Genomic DNA, 15,445 nt, shown 5'->3' on the forward strand with positions numbered 1-15,445 from the left:
GGTGCTGATCCAGCGGACGACGTTGGCGACGTCGCGCGGGCGCTGGTTCCACGCGGCGGGTTTGGCCGGGTCGGTCGAGTAGTCGAGCTTGTTCATCACCAGCGGCGCGCGACCGCGGGCGAGGAAGAGCATGGCGAAGGCAGTGTCCTGGTGCGGGGCAATGTGCGATAAACCGCCCCCTTGCCAGGCACCGTTTTTGTCCTGGCGTTGGATGAGCCAGTCGGCGCCCTTCTGATACCAGTCGACGCCACCGATGTACTTCACGCCCGCCGCGACGCCGATGCGTTCGACCGCGTACAGCGTGGCGTAGGGGAAGGCGCGGTCGTACTTCTCCGTGCCGGCAACCTTTGGCATGTTGTCGGCCATCCACTTCATACCCTTGTTGATGGCCGGGCTGTCGACGTTGCCCCGGCACAGCGCGCTCGATCCGACGTAGTCCTGCGTGATGAACAGCGTTGCCACGCCGGCTGCCGTCATGCCGGGCGTAACCGCGTACTGCGACTTGCGCTGATAGCTCCAACCCCCGCTCGGGTCCTGATTGCGAATCCACGATTTCTCGATGGCCGACCAATACGCCTCAGGCACCTTCAGTCCCGCGCGCTCGGCAGCCCACACGCCAAGCACGGCATACTGGCTCCGGCTGTGGCTGTAGTTGTCCCCTTTCGTGAACGCATAGTCGTACATGCCGGTCGCGTCCCCATGGGCCTTGGCCGTGCGAATCAGCACCTGCGCATCCTTTTGCATGCGTGCCTTGATGTCAGGCGTCTGCGGTAGCATGAGCCAGACCTGACACCGCAAGCCCAGCGCGTAGGTACCAGGCGTGTCGGTCTTCTTCAGGAAATCGATCGCGCGGGTGAGCTTCGGATCGCTCGGTTGCTCACCGGCCGACAGCAGGGCGTAGACGACCATCGCGGTCATCCCGCTGAACTGTCCCCCGGTGATCGCCTGATCGTACTTCTCGCCGCTGCCCGGCTGGGGTTTCGCAACCGTCTCCCAGGTGCCATCGGGTGACTGGACCGAGTACAGGTACGCCTTGCCCTTCTCGATCGCCGCATCCACCTCGAGCGATGTCGCGGCGACCGCGGGCGTCGCGAAGAGGGTGAGCGAGAGCAGGGTGGACGTGAGCCGACGGTGTAGCGATCGTTTCATCGGATGATCTCCAAGGCGTTCAACTGCGCATCAGCGATGCGCGGCGCAACGATGCGGCTATGACGACGGTCCTCGTTCCTCAGAATGCGGAACGTCAAACGTTGGGCGGGTTCGACGGGCAACGAAAAGGCCCTTCGACATTGTCGTCGCAGGGCCTTCCGTTCGGCAATCGTCCTCGTGCGGCGTCTACGGCACGTTCAGGTTCTGCCAGACAGCGAAGATCGAGTCGGCATAGGCCTTCATGCCTTGATCGTTCGGGTGCCACTGCACGCCCTTGGTGGCGCCGAACCCACGGTTGGCGGGATCGACCGCAGCCTGCTGGATCGGGGCAAAGCCCGCGCCGTGCTCTTGAGCGGCACGTTGGACCGCAGCCTCGATTGTGGCGGCCGGGCCACTGTAGGGGTTGCCGGCGGTGGGGGCCCAAACGCCGGTGCAGATGATGCGGGGCTTGGGAGACAGGCCGTTCAATTCCTTCAGCAAGGTCGCATAGTCTTCGGCGAAGGTCTCAAAGCCGTCACCCGGCTTCTCGTTTTCGCCGAACTGCACGATCGCCAGGTCGGGCTCGAACGAGCTGTACTCGTCGGTGCGCCCGAGATAGTTGCGGACCTTGCCGCCACCGTGAGCGAGGAACATCGGTTCGACCTTGGTTTTGGGCGCCTTGAGCGCTTGCGTGATGCTCGACGCCAGCAGGTGGGCGTAGTCCTTCTCCACGCTGGAGGCGGCCATGCCGGCGGTGTAGGTCCAGCCCACCTTCTCGTTGGGGAGGTGCTGAGTGATGCTGTCGCCGATGTACAGGATACGGTAGACGTCGGCCGGCTTTGCGGCCGCTGGCTTGGCCGCCGCGGTCACCGCCGCGGCGCCAGCCGGAACGGTGAGCGCGCTGGCGTCGGCGCCTTCGACGGTGAGGCGGAAGTTGTCCATCTTGCTATCGGCGCTAATGCCGTAGGCCGAGAAGCCGGCGTACTTGGCGCCCGGCGTGAAGTTCACGCGGCTCAGTGATACGTTTTCGACGATCGGCTTATCGTTGATCCACCCGCTGATGCTATTGGCCTTCACGTCGTAGCGGAGCTTCAGGCGGTTCATCGCGTCGCCCTTGAAGTCTTCGCCGAGCTTCTTGCTGCCGAGCTTCTGCTTCGTCCCATCAGCGAGCGCCATGCCGCTGCCGGCGGTGTCTAGGTACAGGAATGCGCCGTTCTTCCAGGTAATGTCCGCGGGCGATTCCGCGTCGCTAAAGCCGACGGCGATCCAGCCCTTCTGCGCGCTGGCCGGCTGCGCGTCGAGCTCGATCTCGATCACGTCTCCTGCCGGGATCTCAAAGCGGCCGGATACCGAGCCGCTGCCCTTCATGCCTAGGTAGCCCTCTTCGCCTTCACCGGCCAGCCGTAGAGAGGGCGTGCTCTTCCATGTGCGGTTTCCCTTCTCGGTCGTCATGCCGTCCAGTGGCTGGGCCGAGGCGCGCTCGGCACTGGCGGTGAAGTGGTCCTCGACGACGAACGGCGTCGATTGAGCGGACGCCGTACCGACGCCGATCAGGCCGGCTAGCACGGCGACAACTGCATGTTTCAAGATCATGATTGCTCCTTCAAAAAGATTGTCCGTTCAACGGCAGATGCATTTGCGTTGAGGCAGGCGAGCCTGCCGTTCGAGCTTAAAGCTGGCACACGATCACTCGGCGGCGGCGGATTCGCCTGTTGCCGCCAACAGCACCAGAACGGCATTACCCTTGGACTGAAAGTCGATCGTGCTGATGGGACGCTGCGGGTGCGGGTTCTGCCACAGCGTGACGAACAGGCCGCGCTCATGGCTCATCTCGTCCGTATGCACGTAAGCCGGCGCAAGGCCGCCTTCACGGCGACCGGCGAGGTACCAGTCGCGCAGGTCGCGGTTCTGGCGGATCGGCACCGTCTGCGTGCTGCCGTCGTCGTAGCGGACGACGTACTCGCCGAGCACCTCGTCGTCCGGCGCTTCAGCGTACATCGCGGTGTGCAGGAAGCCGATACGTTCCAGCCGCTGCTGGACCGGGATGCCGGCGATCTGTCGGGGCAGTTGCTTGCGCTTGGCGTCGCCCAGGATCAGACAGGCGCGGGCATTGTCGTCAGGGCTCGCCAACAGCGAGAAGGGCACGCCGCCCATCACCTGCTTACCCGTGGGCAACGTTCCAAGGTTGTGCTGCCCCATGTCGGCCCAGCCGCCGGCGCCATCGTTGGCGCGGGTGTCGGTGAGCGACTGGTTGGCAACGGTGGAGAGGTCAATGTACTGCGCCTTTGCCTTATCAATGCGAAGTTGTTCGACGCGCTCGAAGTGCACGTCATCGACCAACACGGCGCCAGCGCCACCCGCTGCGCCGACCATGATCGCGATCGGCTGCTCGCGCGGGGTATCGAGCGTGACGGTTATCGAAAACTGTGTGTACGCCTCGCTGGGTTCCGGATGCGTCTGTTCGTGAGACGTCTTGGTGGCCCGGTCGTACACCATCATGTACGGCACGGCCTTGCTGCCGGCGGGCCGCCGCGCCCAGGCGCTCAGGCGGTAGGTGCCAGCGGCGAGCGGGGGCGTGTCTTGGAACATGTAGACGGCCCCCTTTCCGGATGTGTCGGCGCGAAGTGCGTACTCGCCGGTGCGCGCCTCTTCGGTCAGGCCCACCTTGCCCTGTGGATCGGTGCGAGTCGCCCGCGAGATCCAAGTGGTCGGGATGCCCGCCGCCAGTCCACCGACGCCGATGTCGCCTCGGAACTCTTCGAAGCCACCGTTGAAGTACAGCGGCGCGTCACCCTTACGCTCGACCTTCAGGAACTTGAGCGGTTGCCTGCTGATGACGTACGAGAGCCGGGTGTTGGTGAACGCCTGGCCCTGGGGCGTTCGGCTAACCTCGACCGTGCGGCCGAAGAGGTCGCGTGCCTCTTCCACGTCCCCTTCAACGAGGAACTGGTGTTCGCCCTGTTCGCTGCCCAGGACGCTTAACACGCGCCCGTCGCTGCGCGGCAAGTAACAGCGCACGTTCAGCTCGTCCTCACCGTCGAACCGGTAGACGCCGCCAAACTTTTCGGCCTTGCGGAGCTCGTTCTGCGCCACGCCCATGACGAAGAGGTCGCGCGTGGGCGAATTCGTCTGGCGGTTGAACATCATCTCGAACTGGCCGAACTGGTGAAACCGTTCGAAGCCGTGTTCCAGAAACCAAAAGTAGACCGCGGGCGTCAGGTAAAGCCGGCGTTCCTCGTTGAACACCCAGTGCCACATCTGCTCGGTCATCCACAGCGGGAGGTCCGACCGACCAGCCGCGGCCAATGCCTCCTTAAGCTTGGGCACGTGCTTCGTCACGTCGTACGCGTGCATGTTGAAGATGTCGATGTACTGCGCTGCCCCCATTTTCAGCAGGTCGTAGGGCATGTCGGGATCGGTCGATGCCGACAGGCTGAACCCGCTGGCGGACACCAGCGCGTCTGGATCGGCACGGCGGATGGCGCCGTGCGCGGCCTTCAGCAACTCGAAGTAGTCCGCAGTGGTGCCCGAAAACGACGACGGGCTGCCGGGATGCTTGTAATCGACCTCGTTATAGATCTCCCAGACCTTTACCTGCCCCTTGTACCGGGAGGCGACGGCGTACACGTAGTCGGCAAACTCCTGCGCGCTGCGCGGCTTCGTGCGGCCCGACTGCGATGCGTACTTCGGCGCCCGCTTTACGTACTCCGCGACGGGTGGCGTCGCCGCCCATGGAGGTGGGGGGCCAAGCACGGCAATGACCTCCATGTCGGCGGCGCGCGCCTGGCGCACCATCTCATCGGTGTTCGTCCAGGTGAAGCGTCCCTTCTCCGGCTCGATCGAGTGCCACTGAAACCCGTTCGAGTGCGACCAGACGCGCAGCCGCGTGATGCCGATCTTGTCGCGCATCAGCGTTGACAGCTGTGGCAGATGATGAAAGCCGAGATAGCCCGACAACGCACCATCGGCCACGTTCGTTTCCGGCTTGGGGATGATGGCGATTGCGCTCTCGTACGACAGCGACGTGTCGTTTGCGTCATCCGTGATCGTCGTGGTGATGCGGTAATAACCCTGCTTATCCAATGGCAGCGTCAGCGACGTCTCCGCAAAGCCCGGCTGCGCCGGCACGGCGACCACTTCGGTCGGTTCGGCGATGAGCTGCTTGAACTGGTCGACGATCTTCTGCTTGACCGTGAACCGCCGCTCGGCATCGCTCCGGTTATGCAGCAGCAGTGGATAAGCGGCGGCGTCCCCCTCGCGCAGGAGCTGGCCCTCGAAGCGCCAGATGGGCGTGACCTGCGCCGCTTTCACGTCGCGATGCCACGCGGTGGTCGGCGTGATGACCTTTTTAAGGTCTTCGGTCGCCAGCAACGTCGTATCCGCGATCGCCTGCATCGGTTTGCTCGGGTCGGCCGCGAGATCCTTGGCATCCAGTTGGGCGCTGGAGACGCGCACCTCGCTCACGATCCACGGATCGCACCGGCTAACGGCGAAGGTCGCAGGTAACGTGGCAAGGGGGCTGCGAAAGCCGGAACTTGCGACCTCCTTGCCGTTCACGTACAGGTTGAGCCTCTTGCCCCACGAGATCGCGATTCGCGTGGGCTGCCCCTGCACCAGGCCGGGCGTGGCGGTGTGGGCGACGCCGGCACCTTCATTGCTGCGGGCGACGACGTTCAGTCCCTTCGTTGGGTGGCCGTTGATCGGGATCAGCACGCCCAGGCAGCTGTTGGCCTTGAGCGTCTGCTGGGCGGGTACCATCTCCAGCATGAAGTCGTACGCGTTGCCAAACTGGTCCAGCGGCCGCGTCATGACGACGGTCATCTCGATCGTGCCGGCATCCTGCCGAACGACGCCCGGGGCCGGAAACCGGGCCCAGTTGACGTCGGAGCCCGCGTCGAATTCCGCACGAGCGATGGCGGCGAACTGTAGGAGAACTGCGCAGACGAGAGCGAGCGCGCGGCAAGAGACGATGCGGTTGCGATGCATTGCAAACTCCAGGAGGGGCGGGACACACCCGCTAAAACCAGACCCAGCTTAAACTGTTGGCGGGGATGCGATCGCGGACCCACTCGACGTGGCCATCGACCCAGAGGTAGTTTGCGCCCTTCATGTGGCGAAACTCGACCGGTCCCTCGTTGAGGTTTGGTGGAGGATAGGAGGGGATGGGTGACGGCGTGCTGAAGTCCGAGTTGAAGTTCATCTCAGCCACAAGGATGACCTCCGACGTCGGCCGCCGAATGCTGACCTTGTAGTCCCACAGGTTTCGGGACTGCTTGTACAGGCGCTTATCGATGTGCCTGTTCAAGCCGTAGGAATTCGCGCGCAGCATGAGCGGTTCCATCGAGGGGCATATCTGCGCGCCTTTGGCCCGCAGCTTCGGCGCCTCACCAACCTCGCCGTCGGGAATGCCCATGTACCGGGAGATCTTTTCGAAGTAACTGCTGAGCGGGACGTCAGAATCAGCACCCGCATTCCAGCGTGCGCTGGGGAAGCGGCTTTTGTGCTCGCTGGAGTACATGATCATCGCCATGCCGACTTGCCGCATGTTGCTGGCGCAGGCGACGGATTGCGCCGACTGCTGAGCCTTCTTTAGCGCGGGCAGCAGGATCGAGATCAGCAGCGCGATGATGCCGATGACCACCAGCAGTTCGACCAGCGTGAACGCGCTGTAACGATGATGCTTCGGTTCCATGCGAAACCTCTGGGTACGACGTCCGTTAGTTGCGGCGACGGCGAAGAGTGAGACCCGTGGCGGCGAGCAGGCCAATCACCAGGGCCGAGGGCTCGGGGACGGCCGCGACGCTGATGTTGTCCAGGTCGTAGGTCAGCTGAGTCGAGGACCCACCTACCAGCCGGAAGACGCTCCCAGGCGTGGCCGTGGTCGGCGCGTAGGCGGTCGTCACGGCATTGCCGATCTGCTCGACGCCATTCACCGTCAAGCTGGTGTACTGGAAGTTGGCCGGGTCGATCTGGAAGTTCAGGTTCACGTACTCGCCGGCGGTCAAGATCATGCTGGTGCCGTTGGCGTTCCTCGGCTTGAACGTGCTGTTGGGATTGCTGCTGGCGCTGGTTGACTTGTACAGGAAGGCGAACGTCGGGCCGGCCGCGTAGGTGTCGGGCGAGAACGCGAACCAGCTGTTCACAACGGCCGTGGTGCTCGATGTGCCGAAGATCACCTTGCCGGCATCGCCACCACCGACGAATCCGCTGGTGGCGAGGTCGAAGTTGATGTTGAACGGAGCCGAGCCGGGCGACGGCAGCGCGAGGCTGGCGTACATGTTGTGCGACGTGTTGGCGTCGGCGAACCTCACGTGCGTATCGCCCGACGCCGGGTGGGCGGTGGATGCGAAGGTGCGGAGGCTCGAGCCGATCACGCCGTTCGTGCTGCCGAGCGTCCACGTGGTGTTCGTCGTCGAGTCGGTGATCTCGTTGACGTTCTTGTTGTTGACGTATTCCGCGCCCTCGAACGTCAGCGTTGCCGCGTTCGCCGTCCCGATGATCGCGACCGAACCGACGATAGCGCCTGCGACGTAAAACAACTTTTCCATTCAATCCTCCGCCAGATGTGTGCGTAGAGCCAATTCGCTACGAGCGAAAACCCTACATGTTTCAATATAATATCATTGTACCACTCTGTCAAAAACTATTTCATGTTTGAGGTGAAATCGCCGCATTTGCGAAAATTCCCTTGTTTTAACGGTATGCCTGCGAGATTTGTGGCGATGACATAGGCCGGAACGGATCAGAAGCAGGTCGGTATATAATATGGTACAATGATACAATAAAACAATCTGTCACATAACGCCCTCGCCGGAGAATAGGCAGAGCCGCCCCTCAGATAGATATCCGTTTAAGATCCTCGACCGATTGGCGGACGCAATCCGGACCTCGTCGAACGGGCTCGACCGATGGCGGCTGCCCTCATGCCCGCTCGAACGGTACGCGCACCTGCCGCCGTAGTGGTCGGCGGGACATGGTCATGTCTTGGAGGATGTCGATCCCCTCGCCGATCATCCGGCCCACGTCGCCCACCCAGGCGAGGATGCCCAAGGCCTCGAACTGCTTCAGCCGGCGTCGATCGCGCTGCATCGTGATGGTGCCAAGGCGCGCGTCGGCCAACAGGCGCAGGTTGCCGGGTTCGATGAGGAAACGGTACACGACGTCATCCTGCGGACAGAAGATCCCGTCGACCGGCTCTTCCCGCAGGACGTTCTTCAGTGGGCCGAGCGCCAGTTCGATCGCGCGGTCGTCGCCGTCGTAATAGCGGTGCAGCAATTGCAGCATCGGCATGTCGAGGAAGCGAACCTTGACCTCTGGTCCCAACTCCTCAGCGCGGCGTTGGATGCTGCGATGGAGTTCGTTGTACGACGAGATGTCGATCGGATCGCTCAGGCAAAGGATGTTCCGGCACCCGACCGCTCTGAACTGGTCGACGATCTCGGCGCCGAGCTGCGCGTAGTCGAGCACGACCGACGGTCCAGGCAAATCGCGCAGCACGCGATCGACCAGGACGATCGGGACGCGCTCGGCCGCCTGACGCAGGTATTCCTGGTTGTCGTCCGCCTCGACCGGCCACAGGAGGATGCCGTTGACGCCGTTGTCGATCAGGTGCTGGATGATCTGCTTCTCGCGACCGGGCTCGTTGCGTGACGATCGCATCACGAACAGGTTCTGGCGACTTTCAATCGCGGTCTCGAGGCGGTTGAAGATCGTGAACGAAAAGGAACTGGCGTACGGCTGGACGACGCCGAAGAGGAACGCCGTCGAGGCGCATTCGTCGTTCGCGATGACCCGCGCGCCGACGGCACGCTTCGCTTGTACCAACCGCTGGCCCTGCAGGTGTTGCAGCGCCCGCTGCGCCACTCCATGACTGATGTTCAGGTCGGTCGACAATTGACGGACGGTCGGCAGCTTTCCGCTTTCCCCGAAATCGCCTCGCTTCATCTGCTGACGAAGCCGCATCGCGACCTGCAGGTAGCCGGGCATTCGACCCCCTAAGGGACCTTGATCCGCGCCCGTCTTGGATTGTGAGAAAGCTGTACTCATCGTGATTGGCCCTGCGTCACCACACGTCCGTTGCGAGGGCAACCGCCCGTTTCCCGAGCGTATCACATCCGTGGACCTGATACATCTAATATAACTGACCAAGATGCAGACCTTCACTCAGGCCCTAAGCTACAGCGGGTAATTGCATTGAGACGCAGTAGTTAACGGTGCGCTCACGCCAAGGTCTGCCCGCTTGCGGACAACTGATAAAGATTAATATTGTAACTTCAATCCCGTATTGTACCATTGTATCGACTAATATCCTAATGCTAGTCTGTACCAATGTGAGTATCGTACCCCGTCATAGGAGTCGAATGCTGCAAGAAGCCCGATCAACCGTGAATCAAACCCTTCGTAACCGTGTCGTCGCATGCTGGATTGGCAAGGCGATAGGTGGGACGCTTGGGATGCCCCTTGAAGGGAAGGCGGGGCCATTCGAGCTGACGTTCTACGACCCCGTGCCGACGAAGATGGTGCCGAACGACGACTTGGACCTGCAGGTGCTTTGGGCGTGCAAGCTCGACGAGATGGGGCGGGACGTTCGGGTCGACCGCCACGTATTGGCCGACGCGTGGTTGAACCAGGTGAGCTTTCCGTGGGACGAGTACGGCGTCGCCATCCGCAACCTGCGCGCGGGCCTGCGGGCGCCGTTCAGTGGCAGCGTCGACAATTGGTTCCAGCACGGCATGGGGGCTGCCATCCGCAGCGAAGTGTGGGCCTGCCTGGCTGCCGGCAAGCCGCAACTGGCGGCGCAGTACGCGTACGAGGACGCCTGCGTCGACCACGCGGGTGAAGGCATCTGGGCCGAGGTCTTCTTTGCCGCGCTGCAGGCGCAGGCGTTCGTCGAGCGAGACCCGCATGCCCTGTTGCGCGTCGCGCTCGCGCAGCTCCCGGCCGACAGCCGGATCGCGCGCGCCGTCGGCGACACGGTCGTCTGGTGGCAGCAAGATGGCGATTGGCGACAGGTGCGCAGTCGGATTCTCGATTCGTACGGTGAGGATAACTTCACCGACGTCACCATGAACGTGGCGTTTACCATCCTGGGGTGGCTCGATGGGGCCGGCGATTTCGGTCGCGCGGTCTGCACCGCCGTCAACTGTGGGATGGATACCGACTGTACCGGCGCAACGGTCGGTGCGCTCATGGGCATCATCGACCCCACGTGCATCCCCGAGCAGTGGGTCCGCCCGATCGGCCGGGAACTGGTCGTCGACAAGCGCATCACCGGCATTCAACCGCCGTCCACGCTTGACGGCTTTGCCGATCTGGTCCTCGATCTGGGCCGCCGATTGAACGGGCGCGCGCCGGCCGCCGGCGCGGCGGGATCGATGTCGCCGCAGTCACCGGGCCCGCGGTTCGTTGAGTTACAACCCCTCGATCGCGTTCCAACGTCCGAGGTTGCCCCCGAGATGAACGACGTGCAGCGGCTTGCCGTCGACGGGTATTGGGCCCAAATGCCAGCCGCGACGTGGACGACGCCAGCGCTGGCGGTTCGATACCGGTTCGACCTTCCCGTGGCGACGGCGGCGCGCGTGATGTTCAACACGCACCAGCCGTATCAGCTCTGGCTGGATGGACAGCCGTTGATCAAGAGTGGCGGTGACGTGCTCAAACCCTCCTTCCACCGCGCGCCCGATGGCCAGCGTGCCGATCTGCCATTGGCCGCAGGAGGACACGAACTGATCGTCGTCATCGAGCCGCCGCGACCCGGCGAGCAGGGGGGATGGATCTGGGGCGTGGGCGATTCGAAGACGCATCAATGGGTTCCATTGACCTTCGCCTGATCGTGAAGAGCAGGCCCGCTTACGCGCGGCCGCGCGGAGCACACGTTTATGCCACCCGTCAGCCCCTTGCCGGAAGCCGATGTCGTCGCGCCTGTCGTAGAGCGAACGCGCAACGCCGAGCAGTCAACCGCAAACTTGGCATCGACCGTTGCGACGTGCATGGAACAGCACGAGCCTCGCAGATTGCTGATGCTCGAGCGAGAGGCGACGCCGTTCCGAGATTTTGATGCGCAGCCCATCGCTCGAGGGTCCGACGTGTACGGTACCTCTGCCATTGCTCACCTGGCGCTGGGGCGAGAAAACGAGCAAGCAAACAAGACGCTTCAGTGGGTCGCTAACTGGTTTGAGCATCCGCATCCGTGGGGGCTCGATCCGCAGGGTGAGCCTGACTTTGCCGCGATCAAGCTGTGTACGGCTTATCATCACTTCGCGCCCAAGGGCCTGTTGACCGAACGCACGCTGCAGGAGGTCGAGCACTTCTTTCTGAACGAGGATTTCCGAAGCAAGTATCACTCCGAAAACCATCACCTGATGTTCCGCACGGCTCGCTACCTGATGGCGCACGCCTATCGGGGCGCGTCCTTTCAGCGGTTCGACCTGACCAGCGAGCAGGTGCTTGCCGAAGATGCCGAGTGGCTGCGCCGGTTTCTTCATTATCGAGCGGTCGCGGGTTGGGGAGAATTCGACTCATCGGCCTACCTGCAAACCGACCTGGAGATGCTCTGCTGTTTGCACGACTTCGCCCCCGATCCCGCTCTTCGCAAGGCGGCAGGGATGATGATCGAATGGCTGCTGGCCGACATGGTCGTAGATTCGATCGACGGTATGCTGGGAGGCGCCCAGGGTCGGGCATACGAGGGGTACGTCTTGGACCATGCCGTGACCCATCTCTACGGGGTTCAGCACCTCTACTTCGGGCTGGGCGACCCATCGCGCACTCGCGCGGCGGTCGAACTGCTGCTGTCGAGCTACCGCCCGCACCCGCTGGTGGTCTCCATCGCGCTCGGTCGGGACGCCCCCTATGAGAACCGTGAGCGCAAGCACCTGCACAACCTGACGGACGTCATGCCCGCCAAGCCGATCGAGGGCAGCATTCGAAAGTACTCTTACTACACGGCTCGCTACGTCCTGGGTTGCGTTCAGCATCAGGACCCGTACCCGGCGGACCAGCCCAAAGCCGCGGTCTATGCGCATCACCAGCAGCACGAGTGGGACTTGACGATCGCCGGTCGAACCGATGCGCGCCTGTTCACCCACCATCCGGGTGTCACCGGCATGCACAACTACTGGACCGGCGACTTTGGCTGTCGATGCGGGAAGCGACTGCAGAACAAATCGGCGATCATCGGGATCTACGACATTCCTGTCGGCCAGAAGTACCAGTTCATTCACGCCTACGTGCCGCGGGTCGCGTTCGACGAGGTCATCGAAGAAAACGGCATCATCTTCGTGCGGATGAAACAAGTCTGCGCAGCCCTGAGACTATCGAGCCCTTATCGTTGGGTCAGCGAGGGGAAGTACGCCGGGAAAGAGGTGATCAGCGCGGGCGGTCGGCACGGCTTCGCCTGCGAGGTTGGACTGATGGACGACTTCGGCGGCTTCGCCAAATTTCGGGATAAAATTGCCGAAAATACGTTCGATTTCGATGTGACGAGCCTGCGAATGGAATATAAGTCCTCATCGGCGGGAAGGCTCTACATCGACGGCAACGGTCGCCGCGAACTGAACGGCGGCCCGATCGATTTAAATTACCCATCGAATGACTGTCCGTACCTGCATTCCGTTTGGCAGGCGCCACACGTTGAATTGTCGCTGAACGACGAACGCCGCGTGCTGGATTTTGCCTTTCTCGATCCACGATAGCGCTGTAGGAGAAACGATCGTTCGGAAGCATCTTCCTGAACTGGATGAAGGGGGAAGATAGGCACGCTGCCAATTCAGACCGAAAAACAATCGGTCAATCTCAAGTTGCGAGCGTGCCAGAGAAAGAGTCGAAGAGGGTTAGGCGCGGTTCATATCGCTCCTGACGTAGCCCAGCACACGTCGTCGAACAACCTTGACGATCAATCACCGTGCCATAATCAATCGCTACTGTACCATGCCGCCCGCCGCGCTGCCGCACTCGGGGCAGCGGGCGGGGGTGGCGCGGAGGTCGTAGCCGCAGTTGGGGCAAAGTCCGTCCTGGCGACTACGGAGCCTCTGCCAAAGGCGACCGAACCTTAAAGTCGGTAAAATGGCAAACAGTATCGTTGGTAGCCAGTATGGGACGACCAACTGTTGGTTCCATACCGTGGCCGGCACGGTGAGTCCTCGATACCTGGCGTCGTAGCCAAAGCCCAAGCGCGCCCACTGGCTCGCACCGGGACGGACCGGCTGCAGGGTTGGATAACCTTGGTCCGGGTACCGTTCGCGTTTAAAGCGAGGCTGGATCTTTGCGTCTTCGCGAAACGATCGGATGCCGTGCGGGTCGGACGTTGGCGAGTGAACGTAGCTGAGGTTGAAGCCTCCTCGCGACGACCGGACGTCGTAGATGCGCCTCACCCAGATTGTCGTGCCCGGCTCATCGCGCAGCCACTGCAGGTAATCGCCCCCGAAATAGCTTCGTGTCTACACTGCCGCAGTCGCCACGCACAGCACGGGCGAAAAGCCGGCGGTGATGTTCAACAACGTCCGCCGCATAACACTTTGCCGTTCAGCGGCCGGCGCACACCGGCTCCCGTCCATCGACCGGCCCCGCGCCGGCCGCGCCCGCCACCGTACCGTCTCGGCCGGGAGGGGGGCAGGGGGCGGCCATCGGTCATATCTTTGACCCGTCAAGTTACTCCGCCTCAGCCCACACCCTTGGCGGTTCCTCCGGGCCCAGGAACTCTAGATGGATCACGTTGGGATTGCAGCACACGGGGCAGTCCTCAACGTACTCCTGATCGCTGCCGGCCGAGAGGTCGAGCGGGATCTCGATCTGCTCGCCGCAGCTCGGGCAGACGTAGGCGCCCTCATCGATCCGACGGCGGCGCTTTGGCTTCTTCTTCCTCATTATCGTTCGTCATCCTACCGTCGTGGACGAGGCCCACCGCCGCGGTCCGGGCCAGCGGCGGGTTATACCGGTGCTCCGACTCGCCATGCGCGTCAACTAAAGCCGAGCTCGCGGACGATCAGTGTATTGGGATGGATCAGCTGCGGTGGCTTCCCGACGACACGTGCCAGCTCAAGGCGTACGCGACTCCAACTGCTATGCGGGACGCTGACCTTCTGGGCGGAACACATGCCGACAATCCACGAATGCAGATCGCCGGCGGTGATCTGCTCTTTCGTCCGGCCGTTCTCGAGCACGTTCACGTCCTTCTGATCGATCTTGATGCCGAACGATTTCTCGATGCGAAAAGTAAAATCGAGCAAATCCATCCCCACGGAGCCACCTGTTGCAACGAGATAACGGACCGACGTCGAATGGCCGGCCCGGCGCCGGCCACTTTTCGAATAACAAGGACCGTTCCGCGGGCGAGGAAAAGGGGACATCCAGAATATCCACACAGGATCGTTGACGGGCCAACACCGCGAACGGATATTCTGGATGTCCCCTTTTCGCCCCCCGACGTAGCCGTCGTCCGCGACTTCAAAGTACCACCAGGATGTTCCCCAAACGTCGTGCGCGTCGCCGCGGGACTCGTTCCAGTGGAACTTGAAGTAACGCATGAGGAAGGATAACGGGACAGGTCCAATTACTCATTTACCTGAGGAAGGATAACGGGACAGGTCCAATTACTCATTTACCTGGACCTGTCCCGTTTTCCGTTTCCGTTTTCTGTTTTCCGCGGTCACGCCAGTTCCGCCTCCGGTAAAATAAAGGTGACGCACATCGAATCCGAGTAATCGATCTGCGTCACCTTTTCCGTCTCCGACGATCTCCCGAGCGCGTGGCCATGCTACCCGCCTAAGGGGGGAATGGTTGTTGGAGACCGCGTTTCGTTCGAGCGAACGTGATTTTCCTTCGAGCAAAAACGACTTTCCTTCGAGCAAAAGGGATTTTCCTTCGAGCAAAAATGACTTTTGCTCGAGCAAAAAAGACTTTTGCTCGAACAAAAGGGATTTTCCTTCGAACAAAAAAGACTTTTGCTCGAGCAAAAAAGACTTTTGCTCGAACAAAAGAGACTTTTGTTCGAAGGAAAATGACTTTTGCTCGAAGGAAACTACGTTTTGCGCGGGCGGTGGGTGGGGTTCAACGGGCGAGGCGGGGGATATCAGTACTGAAAACGCGGGTCTGTGGCCACACAGTCTCCCGTGTGTTGCGGACCAGTCATCGGGGCTGTGGGCCGAGAAGGCCCCGGGATACGTTGCGGCGCGCGGCACGGCCACGCCGTGGGTGACGGCGGTCGAGTAGACCTGGTTCACGAACGTCGGCGCCGCGACGGTGACGGCGGGAATGCCCAGGTACTCGGCAGCGATGCTCGACCCGGTCTCCTTCGGCGTGCAGAGCCCGCACCCGCCGT

The 15,445-nt window shown here is 62.2% G+C and carries 11 protein-coding genes; 2 read left to right on the top strand and 9 right to left on the bottom strand.

Annotation, left to right across the window (positions count from 1 at the left end; translation table 11 throughout):
- From VGN72_12260 to VGN72_12285, 6 genes are all read right to left on the bottom strand, one after another.
- The coding region (locus VGN72_12260; protein ID HEV7300133.1) for a prenyltransferase/squalene oxidase repeat-containing protein at nucleotides 1–1,149 on the bottom strand (1,149 nt) is incomplete at its 3' end.
- A gap of 186 nt (nucleotides 1,150–1,335) precedes the next feature.
- Nucleotides 1,336–2,721 carry an SGNH/GDSL hydrolase family protein gene (locus VGN72_12265; GenBank protein ID HEV7300134.1) on the bottom strand — a complete coding sequence of 462 codons (1,386 nt, stop codon included), beginning with the start codon at nucleotides 2,719–2,721 and terminating at the stop codon, nucleotides 1,336–1,338.
- A gap of 93 nt (nucleotides 2,722–2,814) precedes the next feature.
- Nucleotides 2,815–6,114 (bottom strand): endo-1,4-beta-xylanase, encoded by a 3,300-nt coding sequence (locus VGN72_12270; protein ID HEV7300135.1) that lies wholly within the window; start codon nucleotides 6,112–6,114, stop codon nucleotides 2,815–2,817.
- Between the two features lie 31 nt (nucleotides 6,115–6,145).
- On the bottom strand, nucleotides 6,146–6,820 hold the full coding sequence (locus VGN72_12275) for a prepilin-type N-terminal cleavage/methylation domain-containing protein (protein ID HEV7300136.1): 675 nt from the start codon (nucleotides 6,818–6,820) through the stop codon (nucleotides 6,146–6,148).
- A gap of 25 nt (nucleotides 6,821–6,845) precedes the next feature.
- Entirely contained in the window at nucleotides 6,846–7,676 is an 831-nt protein-coding gene (locus tag VGN72_12280; GenBank protein HEV7300137.1) for a hypothetical protein, read from the bottom strand.
- 373 nt (nucleotides 7,677–8,049) lie between these two features.
- Entirely contained in the window at nucleotides 8,050–9,114 is a 1,065-nt protein-coding gene (locus VGN72_12285) for a GntR family transcriptional regulator (protein ID HEV7300138.1), read from the bottom strand.
- Nucleotides 9,115–9,488: 374 nt separating this feature from the next.
- Between VGN72_12285 and VGN72_12290 the strand changes: the two genes are divergently transcribed.
- Nucleotides 9,489–10,958: an ADP-ribosylglycohydrolase family protein gene (locus VGN72_12290; GenBank protein HEV7300139.1), complete on the top strand. Its 1,470-nt coding sequence runs from the start codon at nucleotides 9,489–9,491 to the stop codon at nucleotides 10,956–10,958.
- A gap of 48 nt (nucleotides 10,959–11,006) precedes the next feature.
- Entirely contained in the window at nucleotides 11,007–12,821 is a 1,815-nt protein-coding gene (locus tag VGN72_12295; GenBank protein ID HEV7300140.1) for a hypothetical protein, read from the top strand.
- A 955-nt stretch (nucleotides 12,822–13,776) separates the two neighbouring features.
- Here the strand turns inward: VGN72_12295 and VGN72_12300 are convergent.
- From VGN72_12300 to VGN72_12310, 3 genes are all read right to left on the bottom strand, one after another.
- A complete protein-coding gene (locus VGN72_12300; protein ID HEV7300141.1) occupies nucleotides 13,777–13,992 on the bottom strand; it encodes a CPXCG motif-containing cysteine-rich protein in 216 nt (71 codons plus the stop codon).
- A 92-nt stretch (nucleotides 13,993–14,084) separates the two neighbouring features.
- A complete protein-coding gene (locus tag VGN72_12305; protein ID HEV7300142.1) occupies nucleotides 14,085–14,651 on the bottom strand; it encodes a hypothetical protein in 567 nt (188 codons plus the stop codon).
- A 66-nt stretch (nucleotides 14,652–14,717) separates the two neighbouring features.
- Nucleotides 14,718–15,445: hypothetical protein (locus VGN72_12310; GenBank protein HEV7300143.1), on the bottom strand; the 728-nt coding region annotated here is incomplete at its 5' end.

This window comes from Tepidisphaeraceae bacterium (assembly GCA_035998445.1).
Taxonomy (GTDB): domain Bacteria; phylum Planctomycetota; class Phycisphaerae; order Tepidisphaerales; family Tepidisphaeraceae; genus DASYHQ01.

What these genes read in the sequence shown, in the direction of transcription:
- VGN72_12300 (HEV7300141.1), bottom strand. Translation starts at nt 13,992, where the DNA reads ATGAGGAAGAAGAAGCCAAAGCGCCGCCGTCGGATCGATGAGGGCGCC.
- VGN72_12275 (HEV7300136.1), bottom strand. Translation starts at nt 6,820, where the DNA reads ATGGAACCGAAGCATCATCGTTACAGCGCGTTCACGCTGGTCGAACTG.
- VGN72_12265 (HEV7300134.1), bottom strand. Translation starts at nt 2,721, where the DNA reads ATGATCTTGAAACATGCAGTTGTCGCCGTGCTAGCCGGCCTGATCGGC.
- VGN72_12295 (HEV7300140.1), top strand. Translation starts at nt 11,007, where the DNA reads ATGCCACCCGTCAGCCCCTTGCCGGAAGCCGATGTCGTCGCGCCTGTC.
- VGN72_12305 (HEV7300142.1), bottom strand. Translation starts at nt 14,651, where the DNA reads ATGCGTTACTTCAAGTTCCACTGGAACGAGTCCCGCGGCGACGCGCAC.
- VGN72_12280 (HEV7300137.1), bottom strand. Translation starts at nt 7,676, where the DNA reads ATGGAAAAGTTGTTTTACGTCGCAGGCGCTATCGTCGGTTCGGTCGCG.
- VGN72_12270 (HEV7300135.1), bottom strand. Translation starts at nt 6,114, where the DNA reads ATGCATCGCAACCGCATCGTCTCTTGCCGCGCGCTCGCTCTCGTCTGC.
- VGN72_12290 (HEV7300139.1), top strand. Translation starts at nt 9,489, where the DNA reads ATGCTGCAAGAAGCCCGATCAACCGTGAATCAAACCCTTCGTAACCGT.
- VGN72_12285 (HEV7300138.1), bottom strand. Translation starts at nt 9,114, where the DNA reads ATGCCCGGCTACCTGCAGGTCGCGATGCGGCTTCGTCAGCAGATGAAG.